General features: G+C 55.3%; 14 protein-coding genes. 9 read left to right on the plus strand and 5 right to left on the minus strand.

Annotated features, from left to right (window positions below):
* Positions 1–3: 3 nt before the first annotated feature.
* The 3 genes from KVT28_RS04005 to KVT28_RS04015 are packed head-to-tail and all read left to right on the plus strand — an operon-like array spanning position 4 to position 2638.
* On the plus strand, positions 4–168 hold the full coding sequence (locus KVT28_RS04005; RefSeq protein ID WP_167391167.1) for a hypothetical protein: 165 nt from the start codon (positions 4–6) through the stop codon (positions 166–168).
* Positions 155–1780, plus strand: coding sequence for an MFS transporter (locus KVT28_RS04010; protein ID WP_217546882.1), 1626 nt, complete (start codon positions 155–157; stop codon positions 1778–1780). The genes KVT28_RS04005 and KVT28_RS04010 overlap by 14 nt, the downstream gene beginning before the upstream one ends.
* Positions 1781–1816: 36 nt before the next feature.
* Positions 1817–2638: an alpha/beta fold hydrolase gene (locus KVT28_RS04015; RefSeq protein WP_217546885.1), complete on the plus strand. Its 822-nt coding sequence runs from the start codon at positions 1817–1819 to the stop codon at positions 2636–2638.
* 390 nt (positions 2639–3028) lie between these two features.
* Here KVT28_RS04015 and KVT28_RS04020 read toward each other — a convergent pair whose 3' ends face one another.
* The gene (locus KVT28_RS04020) at positions 3029–3517 is read right to left on the minus strand and encodes a GNAT family N-acetyltransferase (RefSeq protein WP_110865974.1); all 489 of its coding nucleotides are present in this window, start codon (positions 3515–3517) and stop codon (positions 3029–3031) included.
* A gap of 94 nt (positions 3518–3611) precedes the next feature.
* Between KVT28_RS04020 and KVT28_RS04025 the strand changes: the two genes are divergently transcribed.
* Positions 3612–4523: a LysR family transcriptional regulator gene (locus KVT28_RS04025; protein WP_217546887.1), complete on the plus strand. Its 912-nt coding sequence runs from the start codon at positions 3612–3614 to the stop codon at positions 4521–4523.
* A 25-nt stretch (positions 4524–4548) separates the two neighbouring features.
* Here KVT28_RS04025 and KVT28_RS04030 read toward each other — a convergent pair whose 3' ends face one another.
* Together KVT28_RS04030 and KVT28_RS04035 are read right to left on the minus strand one after the other, a co-directional pair.
* Positions 4549–4974, minus strand: a complete 426-nt coding sequence (locus tag KVT28_RS04030) for a thiol-disulfide oxidoreductase DCC family protein (protein WP_217547545.1) — start codon at positions 4972–4974, stop codon at positions 4549–4551.
* A gap of 45 nt (positions 4975–5019) precedes the next feature.
* Entirely contained in the window at positions 5020–6078 is a 1059-nt protein-coding gene (locus KVT28_RS04035; RefSeq protein ID WP_217547547.1) for a nitronate monooxygenase family protein, read from the minus strand.
* A gap of 109 nt (positions 6079–6187) precedes the next feature.
* Between KVT28_RS04035 and KVT28_RS04040 the strand changes: the two genes are divergently transcribed.
* From KVT28_RS04040 to dcuR, 4 genes are all read left to right on the plus strand, one after another.
* Positions 6188–6742: a flavin reductase family protein gene (locus KVT28_RS04040; RefSeq protein WP_101760766.1), complete on the plus strand. Its 555-nt coding sequence runs from the start codon at positions 6188–6190 to the stop codon at positions 6740–6742.
* Between the two features lie 63 nt (positions 6743–6805).
* Positions 6806–7342, plus strand: coding sequence for a peptide-methionine (S)-S-oxide reductase MsrA (msrA, locus tag KVT28_RS04045; protein ID WP_192413587.1), 537 nt, complete (start codon positions 6806–6808; stop codon positions 7340–7342).
* A gap of 109 nt (positions 7343–7451) precedes the next feature.
* Positions 7452–9077, plus strand: a complete 1626-nt coding sequence (locus KVT28_RS04050) for a sensor histidine kinase (protein ID WP_210080482.1) — start codon at positions 7452–7454, stop codon at positions 9075–9077.
* Complete coding sequence (gene dcuR / locus KVT28_RS04055) at positions 9074–9793, plus strand: two-component system response regulator DcuR (protein ID WP_008102769.1); 720 nt, start codon at positions 9074–9076, stop codon at positions 9791–9793. Before KVT28_RS04050 ends, dcuR begins: the two co-directional genes overlap by 4 nt.
* On the opposite strand, the gene KVT28_RS04060 is transcribed toward dcuR, so the two are convergent.
* Positions 9787–10746, minus strand: coding sequence for an FAD:protein FMN transferase (locus KVT28_RS04060; protein WP_217546889.1), 960 nt, complete (start codon positions 10744–10746; stop codon positions 9787–9789). The genes dcuR and KVT28_RS04060 overlap by 7 nt on opposite strands.
* Before the next feature lie 51 nt (positions 10747–10797).
* Positions 10798–13578, minus strand: a complete 2781-nt coding sequence (locus tag KVT28_RS04065) for a flavocytochrome c (protein ID WP_101760770.1) — start codon at positions 13576–13578, stop codon at positions 10798–10800.
* A 604-nt stretch (positions 13579–14182) separates the two neighbouring features.
* On the opposite strand from KVT28_RS04065, the gene KVT28_RS04070 reads away from it, so the two are divergent.
* The gene (locus KVT28_RS04070) at positions 14183–15697 is read left to right on the plus strand and encodes an anion permease (RefSeq protein WP_137385596.1); all 1515 of its coding nucleotides are present in this window, start codon (positions 14183–14185) and stop codon (positions 15695–15697) included.
* The last annotated feature ends 97 nt before the right edge of the window (positions 15698–15794 follow it).

Genomic DNA, 15794 nt, shown 5'->3' on the forward strand with positions numbered 1-15794 from the left:
ACCATGAAACATTCACTCTCACAGCCGCCTCGCATTGATGCGGGGCTGTTCTTCCTGCGCCTTACCGGCTGCCTGCTGCTGATCATTTTCACCACGCTGGCGCTGACCGGCCCCGGTCGCTGGCGCGTGTTTGGCGGCGTTTCGGAGGTTGTTCATGGCGCAGGTTAATGACATTCATGACATCCCCGAGGCGGATCTGCCGCCCGTTTCGCAGACGGTTTCACCATGGCAGCCGCTGCGCCAGCGCGTGTTCCGCATGCTGTGGATCGCTACCGTGGTATCCAATGTCGGTTCATGGATGAACGACGTAGGCGTTAACTGGACCATGCTGACACTGAGCGCCGATCCGCTCTCGGTGGCGCTGGTGCAGGCCGCCAGCAGCTTACCGATGTTTCTGTTTGCACTGCCGTCTGGCGTGATGGCGGATATCGTTGACCGGCGTAAATACCTGCTGTTCTCGCAAATCTGGGTGTTTATTGCCGCCGCGAGCCTGACATTCCTTTCCTGGGCAGACCTGGTCACACCGATGGTGCTGCTGATTGCGGCGTTCCTGCTGAGCACCGGCGCGGCCATGAGTTCTCCGCCCTTCCAGGCCATCGTGCCGGATTTGGTCAGTAAGGAGGAGCTCGGCCCGGCGATTGCGCTTAACTCGCTCGGCATTAACATCAGTCGCGCTATCGGCCCGGCGCTCGGCGGCCTGATTCTGTCGTTTGCCGGTCCGTGGATGGTGTTTCTGCTGAATGCGCTTTCGGTACTCGGCGTGTTTCTGGTGCTGTATGTGTGGCAAGCACAGCCCAGCGTGCAGCGTTTGCCGCCGGAGCACTTCTTCCCGGCGGTGCGTGCCGGCGTGCGCTATGTGCGTGCTGCGCCGGTACTGCGCAATGTGCTGGTGCGCACCATCGCTTTCTTTGTGTTTGGCAGTGCCGGTTGGGCGCTGTTACCGCTGGTGGCTCGACGCGAACTGGGCCTCGGGCCCGGCGGCTACGGCATTATGCTGGGTTGCATCGGCATCGGCGCGATTTGCGGCGCGCTGCTGTTGCCGCGTATGCGCAAACGCTTTAATCCCGATCAGCTGATGGTGCTGGCGAGCCTGATGTTTGCCATCACTCTGCTGGCGCTGGCGTTTATTCGTCACCTCTGGTTGCTGAATGCGTTCGAGTTCTTTACCGGCTTTGCGTGGATTGCCGTGCTTTCCACCCTCAATCTTGGCGCGCAGCGCAGTGCCGCCAAATGGGTGAAAGCCCGGGCGCTGGCGGTCTATCTGACGGTGTTTTTTGGCTCGATGACGTTAGGCAGCGCCATTTGGGGACAGCTGGCATCGACATTCAGCATTCCATTGTCACTGACTGTCGCCACTGTCGGCATGCTGCTGGCGAGCCTGACGGTGCTGCGCTGGCGGCTGGATCAGGATCCGGATCTGAACCTCGACCTCAGCACGGTCAGCGATCCCTTGCCCGAGCTGGAGATTCGTCACGATCGCGGGCCGGTGATGGTCAGCTATCATTATCAGATCAACCGCAGTGATGCGCATGCCTTTGCGGTGTGCATGCAGGATATGCGTCGCGTCAGACGGCGTGGCGGCGCGCTGAACTGGTCTCTGTATGAGGACATGCTGCAACCCGACATGTTTGTCGAGACCTTTGTGGTTGGCTCATGGATGGAGCATCTGCGTCAGCGCGAGCGCTACACCATGAACGATCAAAAGATTCAGAACCGCGTGCTGGGATTCCATCAAGGCACTGCAGCTCCGGAAGTTCGTTATCTCGTGGCGCCTGAATAAGGCGCTTTCATTCATCGACATTAATAAGGCCGAAACATGAGCACATTTAAGACGCAGGATGGTACGCAGATCTATTTCAAAGATTGGGGTACCGGCAAGCCGGTGCTATTCAGTCACGGCTGGCCGCTCGACGGGGATATGTGGGACAGCCAGTTGAATTTCCTGGCGGAGAAAGGCTACCGCGTTATCGCTTTTGATCGCCGCGGCTTTGGCCGTTCCGATCAACCGTGGGAAGGCTACAACTACGATACTTTTGCATCGGACATTAACGACCTGATTAGCCATCTGGATCTGCAAAACGTGACGCTGGTGGGCTTCTCAATGGGTGGCGGCGATGTGGCGCGCTACATCAACAATTACGGCACAGCGCGCGTGGATAGCTTAGTGCTGTTGGGCGCGGTGACACCGATCTTCGGCAAGGCCGATGATTATCCAGCAGGCGTCGATTTGTCGGTGTTTGAAGGCATTCGTCAGGGCTTACGTAAAGATCGCGCGCAGTTCATCAGTGATTTTGCGACACCGTTTTACGGCACCAACGCCGGTCAAACGGTTTCAGAAGGCGCGCTGACGCAGACGTTGAATATTGCGCTGCTGGCGTCACTGAAAGGGACGATTGATTGTGTTACCGCGTTCTCGGAAACCGACTTCCGTCCTGATATGACAAAAATCGACGTGCCGACACTGGTGATTCACGGCAGCAACGACCAGGTCGTGCCGTTCGAAACCACCGGGAAAATCGCCGCCGAAATGATCGCCGGCGCGCAGCTGAAAGTGTATGACAACGCACCGCACGGCTTTGCGGTGACGCATACCGATCAGCTCAACGCCGATCTGCTGACGTTCCTGCAATCGCTTTAACGGGAATAACATTAATCGGCCGGTTTGGCCTAATACTTGTCAGTTATGAAAGAGTTTGGCTTAAGGGCTGCGTTAATCGTGCGGGCTCTGACACATCTGCTGCGTCACGCACTGAAGCGTCGAAGCGGGCCGGGGGCAATTTTGGGCCGGCAATTCGCAGCGCTGAACGAAGCGAGGAAGCCAGGAGAGCCCGCAGGACGCGGGCGAAAGGCGAAGCCGGGACAGGGAAGTCCCGTCTTCGCCGGTCCGTTAGGCTGACGAGCGAAGTGAAGGAACCGCGTTAGCGGCGCGAGGACAGCCGGCCCAAAAGTGCCACCGGCCTGCACACTCGTCGTTGGCCTGGCTGACATGAGCATTAGGCCATTTTGGCGGGCCTTTTGTGGCAGAGAACTATTGCGGCGTGGCGGCAGCAAATTTCTCTAATGCCGCCCCGTCGAGCCGATAACGCACCCACTCATTTAACGGCAGCGCATCAATACTGAGATAGAACTCTCTGGCCGACTGATCCCAATCTAACGCACTCCACTCAATGCGGTTGCACTGATGATTGACCGCGTGCTGCGCGACATACTGCAGCAGCGCTTTGCCTGCACCGAGGCCGCGAAAATTGGGCGAGAAGTACAAGTCTTCCATATAGAGTCCGCGCCGCCCCAGCCACGCCGAGTAGCTGCGGGTAATCACTGCGTACCCGGCGGTTATGCCATCAATCTCGCACATCAACGCTTCGCTATGGCTTTCGGGATTGAATAGCGTCGATCTGATCTCTTCCACGGTAGTTGATGACGACTGTAATCCATGTTCATAAACCGACAACTCAGCAATCATGTCGTAAATGGCGTCCGCGTCATCAGGATTGGCTGGCCGAATAGTCATCTTCATGCATTATTTCTTATTTAATCAGATTGATGCTGCCCAGCATAATGGGTATTGTTCGATGAAATAAGTGCAATAAAATCAATGATAGGTGAATTTCATGCATCATGTGCTGCGTCGACTGGACTTGAATCTCCTCCCCGTTTTCGACGCAGTTTTCAGACATCGTTCGGTCAGGCTGGCGGCAATTGAACTCAGTTTGAGTACTTCCGCGTTAAGCCACGCGCTGTCCCGATTACGTGAGTTTTTTAAAGATCCGCTGTTCTACCGCGAAGGCCACAAAATGTGTCCCAGCGTTTATGCCTGCCAGCTGGCACCCTATATTGCCGAAACGTTAACCGGATTAAATCGGCATCTCAGTCCGCTGCAGCCTTTCGATCCGCTGACCAGTGATGACTGTTTTAGAATTGCGGTAACGGATTACACCGCTTTTTGTGTCTTTCCGCGGCTGATGCATGCGCTGACTGATACGGCACCCAATCTGAGTTTTGAACTCTGCCATTTGCCGCATAATCCGGCGCTGATTGAATTACTGGCGGGTGAAATCGATATGGCGCTGAGTTTTAGCGAGCCGGATAGCATGCATCATCCCGATCTCGACGAGACCGATTTATTCAGTGATGAATTTATGGTGATTGCCAATGCGCGACGCAGCAGTCTGAATCTTGACGACTATCTTGCCGCCGGGCATCTGGTGGTTACGCCATGGAATGAAAAGCAGGGATTACTGGATTCCCATCTTGCGCGCATTGGCCTTAAACGCCGCATCGCCATCAGAACGCCATCGATGCTGAGTGCGCCCTTTATTATCGCGGAAAGTGAATTGCTGATGGCGATCCCGTCTTTCGTTGCCAGTAAAATTAAACAGGCCGCCGATGTGACCTCATTCAGGTTGCCGTTTCCCGCGCCAAGGTTCACCGTGAAAATCTATTCACACAAACGCAGCGGTAAACGGGAACCTACGGAATGGATTAAATCGATGATGGCTAAAACCATTTCGCAGCAAGCGTAACGTTTCGAGGATTAACGGACGATTTTTACTGGTCTAAAAATCGTCCGTTATAATCGGATTTAATGGGGTAATGCTCGTTGTAGCGACCAAAAAGCCGATAGCGATTTAGCGCAATGCGGTCGTAACAATAATTGCTGATAACGTCAGGCATAAACCTCACGACTGACAAAACGCGCCACGGCCACGGCATATAGTGCATGATGCGGAAAATTGCCTGCGCACGGAGCCAATGATTTTGCCCATCAATCAGGACGATGGTGCGAATATCTTCATCTGGCAGACCGACAAAGCGTAATAGCGCTTTCCCCTGCTCACTCTGAATCGCCGCAAAACGTACATGGCGTGGAATGCGGTGACGCAGGAGAAACATCACCCACGCGTTGCACAGTTTGCATACGCCGTCGTATAAAACGACCTGTTCTCCGGGATTTATCCCGGCTGGGTTTGTCATCATCGCCTCCTCGACCCTAGAGATGGTCGCAGCAGAAAAGCTGCGTTACGCCGCCTGCCACTCCGCCACCAGCGTGTTAATTAATTCTGCCGCCGGCATTTCCCGCGCCAGCATGGCGCCCTGCCCGGCCCACTGCGCGCCAAAGCCATGCGCGCCTTTGGCGGCGGCGGCAGCAGCGAGCGCTTTGCCCAGCGCGTAGGTGAGTGGATAAGGGGGAATGGCATCCTGCGCGAACTCGCGCGCCAGCTGGCAAAAATCGTTGGTGAGACATCTTGCCGATCGGCCAGAAATGGCGGCAATCATCTCGGTGCTGTTGGCCTGCGCGCTTTTCAGCGCCTGACGGTATGCCGCGTTGGCGGCGGATTCCGGGCACAGAATAAACGCGGTCCCCAGCTGTACACCCGCCGCGCCCAGCTTGAGCATAGCAGCCATGCCCGCGCCATCCATCACGCCGCCGGCGGCAATCACCGGCAGCCGCGACGCCCGGCGAATCGCCTGCACCAGCGTTAAGGTGCTGAGCTGCTGATCGTCATTTTCTGGATGGAATATCCCGCGATGCCCGCCCGCCTCAATACCCTGCGCCACAATAAAATCGATGTCAGCGGCTTCGATGGCACCTGCTTCAGCAACGCTGGTGGCGCTCGCCAGTGTGATAATGCCGCGACGTTTCAAGCGCTGCACAACAGCGGCGGACGGCAAGCCAAAGTGGAAACTTACTGCGGCGGGCGCGGTGTCCAGCAGGACCTCCAGCATCGCGTGGTTATCCACAAACGTTTGATAAATTTCTGACAGCGCATCGGGCGGTGTCGCTTCATAGCGAGCAAACACCGGCTTGAAACGTGCGATCCACGCCTGTTCTTGCTGAGGATTGCGCTGCACCGGCGCGTGGCAGAAGACGTTGACGTTGATGGGCGCGGCTGTCAGGGCGAGCGTTGTGCGGATCATGCTATCCGCCTGCTGTGGCGTTAAAGCGCCCACGCTGATCGAACCCAGCGCCCCGCTGGTGCTCACCGCCGCCGCCAGTTCCGGCGTCGAGACGCCCGCCATCGGCGCCTGAATGATCGGATAGCGAAGGTTAAGGGTCTGACACAGGATGTTGTTCATATTATTGGCCTGTTGGTAAGAGGTAGCCGATAACATGCCGCGATTTTTCGGCTCGGTAAAGGCTGGCATCTACACTTAATGTGTCTGTACCTACAACAGGAGAATCCCGATGCATAAAATCGACTTTCCGGTAAGCAAAGCGCGGAAGTATCTGGAGCCGGGTCCGGTGGTGCTGCTGAGTTCCCAGTTTGAGGATCATCGCGACATCATGACGCTCGGCTGGCACACCATTCTGGAGTTCTCGCCGTCGCTGGTTGGCTGCATGATTGCCGGCGGCAATTACAGCCATGAACTGATTCGCCAGAGCGGCCAGTGCGTGATTAACGTGCCGTCGGCCAATCTGGTGGACAGCGTGGTGGCGATCGGTAACAGCCACGGCGATCGTCTCGATAAGTTTGATGCCTTCAATCTGACACCCGAACCGGCCAGCGTGGTCAATGCGCCGTTAATCGGCGATTGCTTTGCCAGCTTTGAGTGCCAGCTGTATGACGATTCCATGGTAGATAACTACAACTTCTTTATCTTTGAGATCGTTAAAGCGCATGTAGCCGAAACGCCGGAGTTTCCGCCAACGCTGCACTACACCGGCGAAGGACGCTTCAGCGTGATGAGCAATTTGCGGCTCGACAAGCGCGGCGACTTTAAGCCTGAAATGTTAATTTAACTGCTTGAATTGATATGGGCTTGCCCCCACTTTGATTCTTTCGCCCTGACAGGAGTAGATATAATGGCAACCGAATATGCGGTGATCGCAGGTGGCTGTTTCTGGTGTACTGAAGCAGTGTTTAAAGATGTGATTGGCGTGGAGTCAGTCGAGAGTGGATATACCGGCGGCGCACGCCCGAATCCAACCTACGAGCAGGTGTGCAGCGGTGCGACCGGCCACGCAGAAGCGATTCGCATTGGTTTCGATCCAGAGCAGGTGAAGTACGGCGATCTGCTGGATATCAGCTTTGCCACCCACGATCCCACTACGCTGAACCGCCAGGGCAACGATGTGGGCACCCAATATCGCTCTGCGATTTTCCCGGCGAATGCTGAGCAGGAAGCCGAAGCGATTGCCGCGATTGCGCGCGCGCAGGAGAATCTGAGCGATCCGGTAGTGACCACCATCGAGCCGCTGAAAGAGTGGTATGCGGCAGAAGGTTATCATCAGGATTATTGGGAAGGCGCGGGTCAGCGCAACGGTTACTGCATGGCGGTAATCCCACCGAAACTGCAAAAGCTGCGTAAGAGCTTTGCGAATCGCGTTAAATCGAGCTAATTCAGTACCGCCAATGTCGAGGCCGCCACGAATGGCGGCCTTACATGGTGCGCGACCTTCTTCTGTTTATCCGTCATAATATGTGCCCTCTTCTCCTCCGAGAGCGATCATGTCTTCTTCACAGCAAGAAATCGCGGCGCGCAAGCAGCCGATGAAGCTTAATACGCTGGTCACCCTGATGCTCAGCGCAGTGATTGTGCTGGTGCTGCTCAGCGTGCATATGTTCTATTTCTTCCAGATTGGCGCAGCGACCCGCGCGCAGCTGGAGGACAAAGCCATGGCGGTGGCGCGCACGCTGGCCGACTCACCGGAAATCCAGCGTGCATTGGCGTTCCCGCCGGATGGCACGCGCATCCAGCCGATCGCCAAAGCGGTGGAAGAGACCAATAATTTGCTGTTCATTACTGTCACCAACATGGACGGCATCCGCTATTCGCATCGCAATCCTGAACTGATTGGCAAACACTTTATCGGTGACGATCTGGAGCCCGCGCTGCGCGGCCATGAAAACGTCTCGGTGAATAAAGGTTCGCTGGCGAAAGCGCTGCGCGTGTTTACGCCGGTGTACAACAATCAGCATCAGCAGATTGGCGTGGTGGCGATTGGCATCTCGCTGGATGCCGTTTCGGTGCAGATCAACGAGAGCCGCTGGAGCATCCTGTGGACCATCTTTATTGGCACGCTGGCCGGCGCCATCGGTACTTTTGTACTGGTTCGTGTGTTGAAGCGCATCCTGTTTGGCCTCGAACCCTACGAAATTTCTACCCTGTTTGAACAGCGTCAGGCGATTCTCAACTCGCTAAAAGAAGGCGTGGTGGCGATGGACGATCAGGCGCAGGTGACGCTGGTGAATCAGGCGGCGCGATCGCTGCTAAACGATTCGATGGGCACCATCAGCGGCGACCGCATCTACGATGCCTCGGTGATTAACGATCATCTGCGGGATGTGCTGCACAGCGGGCGGGCGCGGCGTGATGAAGAGTTGAATGTGAATGGCCGCGTGTTGCTAAGCAATACCGTGCCGGTGCGCACGCAGGGACGGATTATCGGCGCGGTCTGCACCTTCAGGGACAAGACGGAAATCAGTCAACTGATGCAGCGTCTGACGGGCATGGTAAACTACGTCGATGCGCTGCGTGAGCGCTCGCACGAATTTATGAACAAGCTGCATGTGATCCTCGGCCTGCTGCACATGAAAAACTACACGCAGGTGGAAAGCTACATTCTCAAAACCGCCAATAATTACCAGACGGAGATCGGTTTCCTGCTCGATAAGATTAAGTCGCCGGTGATTGCTGGTTTCTTGCTGAGCAAAATCAACCGCGCATCGGATTGCGGCCATCGCCTGACCATCAGCGATGCCAGCTTCCTGCCCGACAGCGGCAATGAGCAGCAGATGGCGGCGCTGATTACGGTGATCGGCAATCTGATTGAGAACGCGCTGGATGCGATGAGCGAGCAGGTAGAAGGCGAGATTCACGTGATGCTGCACTACCAAAACGGTTGGCTGACCTGTGAAGTGAGTGATGATGGTCCAGGCATTGAAGCCGATCATCTCAGCACCATTTTCGAAAAAGGCTTCTCCACCAAAGGTGAAAACCGCGGTGTCGGGCTGTTTCTGCTGCAGCAGCAAACCGAAAATATCGGTGGCAGCGTGAGTGTGGAGTCAGAACCCGGCGTGTTTACCCAATTTTTAGTCCAACTTCCCTGGGATGGAGGAAACCAATCCGCATGATCAATGTGTTAGTGGTCGATGATGACGCCATGGTCGCCGAGCTTAATCGCGCGTATATCGGCCAAATTCAGGGCTTTCACTGTTGTGGCACCGCCTCAACCTTGAAGCAGGCGAAAGAGATCCTGTTCAATAGCGATACTGCGGTCGATCTGGTGCTGCTGGATATCTATATGCAGCAGGAGAATGGCCTCGATCTGTTGCCGGAGCTGCGCACGGCGCAGAGCGCGGTGGAAGTGATCATCATTTCGTCGGCGGCCGATGCGGAGAATATCAAAACCTCGCTGCACTACGGCGTGGTGGATTACCTGATCAAACCGTTCCAGTTCCCACGTTTTGAAGAGGCGCTGACCGGCTGGCGGCAGAAGAAATCGCTGATGGACAATCAGCATTATTATCAGCAAGCGGATGTGGATCTGCTGATTCACGGCAGCCCGGCGACGCAGCACGACAATAAGCGCCTGCCAAAAGGCTTAACGCCGCAAACGCTGCGCACGCTGTGTCAGTGGATTGATGCGCATCCGGGGCATGAATTTTCGACTGACGAACTGGCAGCTGAAGTGAACATCTCGCGCGTGTCGTGTCGTAAATACCTGATTTGGCTGGCGCAGATTAATATTCTGTTCACCAGCATTCACTATGGCGCGACCGGTCGTCCGGTGTACCGCTATCGCCTGCAGCCGGAATACCATTCGCTGCTGCAGCAATATTGTCAGTAACGTAGCTGCCAGTCGACATCGAGCTGCTGGAAGAGAAAGTGCTGCGGTGAGGAGCAGATGATCTGCCGATCGCGCGTGACAAACACCGCGTCGATATCGGGCTGGTCAGCGAGATAAGCCAGCCCTTGCTCCACGCCCATGCCGTAGAGCAGCGTGGTGTAGATATCGCCATCAATCGAGCGATCGGAAATCACCGTCACGCTCAGCAGTTCGTTATCAAGCGGATAGCCGGTTTGCGGATCAAAAATATGATGCCAGCAGCGGCCGTCCAGTTCGAAGTAGCGCTCATAAATCCCCGACGTCACCACCGATTTGCCCTGCACCTGCAGCACGCCTAACAGCTCATCATCACGACCAAACGGCTTTTTCAGGCCAATGCCCCAACCCTGCGGCTCGTGCGGCGGCGAACCCAGCGTTTGCACATTGCCGCCCAGATTGATCAGCGCCTGCTGCACGCCCTGCTGGCGTAAAAACGCCTGCACGCGATCGGCGATGTAGCCTTTGGCGATGGCGCCGAGATCGATCTCCATGCCTGGCTGTTGCAAAAACACTGAGCGATCATGTGGGTTGAGCACGACCTGATGCGGATCGGTCAGCTTTAGCAGGGATGCGATTTCTGGCGCAGGCGGCACCGCACGTCCCTGAAAACCAATTTTCCAGCGCTTCACAATCGGCCCAATGGTGAAATTGAAGGCGCTGTCCGGCAGTAAACTCACGGCGTGTGCCACGCTAATTAACGTAAACACCGCTTCGCTGACGATCACCGGATGGTGGCCTGCGGCATGGTTGATCGACATCACTTCGGATTCAGCGCGGTTAACGGTGAACAGGTTTTCCTGCTGTTTAATCAGTTGAAATACGTGGCGGGCAAGCGTGGGATTGTCATCAAACAATTTGAGCAGAATGGGCGAACCCATCAGAACGGCAGAGTAAGAAAAGACGCCAGCGGTCATTGCATGCCTCTAAAGAAAACGATGCCCGCACAAGGCGGGCATCTTTACAGCTTAGTGTCCTAACGCCAGTTTAGCCGCGTTGTGACCGGCTTTGATACCGAAGATGATGATATCGGCCACCGCGTTGCCGCCGATGCGGTTGGCGCCGTGGATGCCGCCGACCACTTCACCGGCCGCCCATGCGCCTGGAATCACCTCTTTCTGCGCATCCAGCACCGCGGTATCGGTGTTGATGGTCACGCCGCCCATGGTGTGATGCACGCCCGGTGCGATACGAATCGCAAAGTACGGACCTTTATTCAGCGGGTGACGCAGCGCGGTTTTACGACCAAAGTCTTCGTCATCCTGCTTCGCCACGAACTCGTTGTAACGACCGAGCGTGGTTTGCAGCGCTTCCTGATCCATGTTGAGTTTCACCGCCAGCTCGTGTGGCGTTGGCGCGCTGATGACAAAGCCTTTAGCGATGTATTCGTCAGCCGCTTTGTTATTGGCGCGTACCTGCTCGTCAAACACAATCCACGCACTCTTCTCAGGCAGCGCGATGATCTCAGCGGACACTTTGTCACGGGTTTCCATTTCATTGTAGAAACGCTTGCCTGCCTGGCTCACCAGAATCGCCCCGCCGCCGCGCATTGCTTCGGAAATCAGGTACGACGTGGTTTGCTCAACCGTTGGGTGAATCTGGATTTCACCCATATCCACGGTATCCGCACCGATGTGTTGCAGCATGGCGATGCCGCTGCCGGTGGCGCCTTTATGGTTGGTGGTGACGAAACCGTCCAGCTCAGGGCGATATTTCACCACCATTTCGCGGTTGGCACTGAAGCCGCCGGTCGCCACAATCACGCTTTTGGCGTTAATAATGCGGCTGTCGTTGTACTCATCCACCACTTTCACGCCGGTGACCGCACCGTTTTCCACTAAAATTTCGGCCACTGAGGTTTCCAGCAACACCTCGATATTGCGCAGATTAACGTTTTTCACCAGCCCGCTGATCAGGAAGCCGCCAACTGCCGAACGATCTTCCGGACGGTGCGTACGATCGATGCTCATGCCGCCGGTGATGGTGATGTCGCACAGCTCGATGTCTTTGGCGGCCAGCCACTCAATCGCTTCGGGCGCCTGCTCAACAAATTCGCGCAGCAGCACCGGATTGTTTTTGAATTTGCCGCCTTTCAGCGTCTCTTCATAGAACAGCTCTTTGCTGTCTTCAATGCCTTTCAACTTCTGATAACGGGTTTCCGCCGCGTTCATCCCGACCGAGGCTTTGATGGTGTTACCGCCGATGGTGGGCATCTTCTCGATGATCACCACGCGTGCGCCATCGTCATGCGCCTGAATCGCCGCCGCCAGACCGGCACCGCCGGTGCCCACTACCACCACATCGTAATTCACCGGTGCGTTCGGGTTACCGCCCTCTTCAATCACATACTCTTTGCTTGAGGTGGTCATGGCACGCGATACCGCTTTTTTCAGCGCTTCACTCTGCGTGGTGGCGCCAGTGATGGCGTCAACGTGCGGGCTGTTCGCCACCAGAATGCGTTCACGCAGACTTTCGAAGGTGCTGGTGAAGTCGACGTCGAGGCTCGGATCCGGCACCAGCGAGATGTCGGTGATACGGTCGGTGTCGAGGGTAACGTTGATTTTCAGCTTCAGCGCTTCGGCTTCAACTTTCGCCTGATAAACGCCCGCTTTGTATTTACGGCCGGTATCGCTGACGTCGCGGATCATCGCATCCACCAGTGAGAAGCGCCACAGCGGTTCCGGGATAGTCAACTCTTCGCGCTTGGTGCTGTCGATATACAGCTCCATGTGCTGATTCTTGATGACGCGATCGGTCCAGTCCGGATAGGCGATACAGGCTTTGCCCACCGCCACCAAGTCGAAACCGTGCTCCAGCGCATTCTCGGCATCTTCTTTATTGACGACGCCGCCGACGCCGATTACCGGCACTTTCGCCAGGTTAGGCGAGCGCTGTGCCAGATATTTGGTGATCAGTGGCGTTGGGTCCTGAGTATCAACAATCGATGGACGCAGCAGCTGACCAACCGAGAAGTGCACGTAATCGAGACCGCGTTCTGCCAGTTTCTCCAGCAGATAGAGCGTGTCATCCCAGCGGATGCCCGGCACTTCCAGTTCTTCCGGTGAGAAGCGATAGCCGATGATGAAGTCTGCCGCAGCGAAGCGGTCAGCCATTTTGTGGGTGATTTCCAGCACTTCCAGTGGGAAACGCGCGCGATTATCGCGACTGCCGCCCCATTTGTCGTCGCGCTGGTTGGAGTTTGGCGAGTAGAACTGCTGGATAAGATAGGTGTTGGCGCCGTGAATCTCCACGCCGTCGAAGCCGGCTTTGATCGCGCGGTTCACCGCATCACCAAACTTGGTGATCATCACCTCCACTTCTTCTGCAGTCAGCGCCTGAGGTTGAGTGGCACCGTCACGCGGTGCAGCGATGGCGCTCGGCGCGACCGGGGTTTTACCGCCGATCAGCGCCGGTTCAACCATACGGCCGCCGTGATAAATCTGCAAAATCGCTTTGGAGCCTTGCGACTTGATGGCGTGGGCGATTTTCGCAAGGCCTGGGATTTTGTTGTCGCTGTCGATACCGAGCGCGCCTGGAAACGCAGGGCCACGGTTATCAATAAAGCAGCACTCGACAATCACGGTACCGATGCTGCCGGCGCGCACGCGATAATATTCGACAAGGTCACTGGTAACACCGCCATCGTAATAACCGGTACATGTGGTCATCGGTGCCATAACCAGTCGGTTTTTAAGCACCGCACCTTTCGGTAACGTAAGCGGATTAAGAATCGGGGTGAGCGTATTCATGATGAGCAACTCCAGAATTAAGAAACTTGGTATTCAATTCTTTGGCGGTTCGGAGAATTTTATAATTATTTGAGTGGTCCGATTTCATGGCGTAAATATAGCATTTTATTTACTTACATAACCTTATTCGTTAGTTATATAAGTTTTACGCATGAAAATAATATTTGAGGCTTATTGCTAAAAGCTGCGCTCCGCTAAGTTTTAACCAAGACTTGACAAAAATCAACTTTTTCCTTACATTTAAAACAAATCTAGTCTTATCATAAAGATAAATCGTCTCCTTTCTCTTTTTTTGCTTGATTTGTGCCGTTTTATTCATCTCACACAGTTAATTTTCACCTAATGGTTCGTTAATTAAGGCGCACAGGTTTAAAGCAAAAAAATCACCAATAAATTTTATTGATCTAGATCAAAATAGATATTTTAATTAATCGCATCATAAGCGCATCCATTAGATAATTCGCGCATCGAATTTTGTAAATGGCGATTTATTAAGACTCAGTTTTAAATGTCACGACTAATCTGTTAAAAGGGTTTTGTAACTAAAAAAACCAGCTTGATTCGGGGCGTATATCCGCATTCTCCATAACTTGCAGACAAAACTATGAACACACAAACAACCCAGAGTGAATCCCTCACCGCACCTCCCGCGGCACCAGGGAAAAAAAAGAACCGCCTGATAATGTTGTGCCTGCCAATTATTGTGGCTGTGCTGTTGCTGCTGGTACCGACTCCTGCGGGGTTGGAACCTTACGCCTGGCACTTCTTCGCCATTTTTGTCGGGGTTATTGTGGGACTGATTTTCGAGCCGCTGCCGGGTGCCGTTATCGGGTTAACTGGCGTGGTGGTGATTGCGCTGTTCAGCCAGTGGGTGCTGTTTAGCCCGGCAGAACTGGCGGATCCCAAGTTCAAAACCGCGGCGCAGTCGTTCAAATGGGCGGTGAGTGGCTTCGGCAACTCCACGGTCTGGCTGATCTTCGGTGCCTTCATGTTCGCCGCAGGCTACGATAAAACCCAGTTCGGTCGCCGCCTGGCGCTGATTCTGGTGAAATATCTGGGCCGTCGTAGCCTGACGCTGGGTTACGCCATTACCTTCGCTGACCTGTTGCTGGCGCCGTTTACGCCATCCAACACCGCGCGTAGCGGCGGTACCATCTATCCCATCATTGCTAACCTGCCGCCGCTCTATGGTTCAAAGCCGAACGATCCTAGCGCACGTAAGATTGGTTCCTACCTGATGTGGGTGGCGATCACCGCCGCTTGTATCACCAGTTCAATGTTCCTTTCTGCGCTGGCACCAAACCTGCTGGCGCTGGCGCTGGTAAAAAGCGTGGTGGGCTTTGATATCTCATGGGGCATGTGGTTCCTCGCCTTCCTGCCGCTGGGCGTGCTGCTGATTCTCACCATGCCGCTGCTGGCTTACTGGCTCTATCCGCCAGAAGTGAAAGTGAACGATGAAGTACCGCGCTGGGCCACCGCTGAGCTGGCCAAACTCGGTAAACTGAAACGTAACGAAATCCTGCTGCTGGGCTTCGTGGTTGCGGCGCTGATGATGTGGATCTTCGCCACCGCCTGGATTGAGCCCGCAATGGCCGCACTGTTAGTCATCGTGCTGATGCTGTGGACCGGCGTACTCAACTGGAATGACATCACCAGCAATAAAGCCGCCTGGAACACCTTCGCCTGGTTCGCCACGCTGGTCGCGCTGGCGGATGGTTTAGCGCGCGTTGGCTTCATCGCGTGGCTGGGTAAAGAAGGCGCAATGCTGTTGCAAGGCTATGACCCGCAGGTTTCTGCCGTCGTCCTTCTGGTCGCCTTCTACCTGCTGCATTACCTGTTCGCCAGTACCACCGCGCACACCACCGCGCTGCTGCCCGCGATGCTGACCATCGCCGCATCCATTCCGGGCATCAACATGCCGGTGTTCTGCCTGATGATGTGTGTTTCTCTGGGTGTGATGGGCATTATCACCCCGTACGGCACCGGCCCAAGCCCGATTTATTACGGTAGCGGCTATCTGCCAACTAAAGATTACTGGCGCCTGGGCACCATCTTCGGCGCGCTGTTCCTGGTTCTTCTGATGGTTGTCGCCTATCCATGGATGGTGATGATGTTCTGATGATGTTGCTTCGATGTTAAAAACGGAGCCGCGCATTACCGTGAAAATGTTATGATACTCGCCAGTCAGCCCCTGCGGAGGGCTGGCGAGAGAAAAT

Origin of the sequence: Pantoea sp. GbtcB22 (assembly GCF_019091025.1) — a bacterium.
Taxonomy (GTDB): domain Bacteria; phylum Pseudomonadota; class Gammaproteobacteria; order Enterobacterales; family Enterobacteriaceae; genus Pantoea; species Pantoea leporis.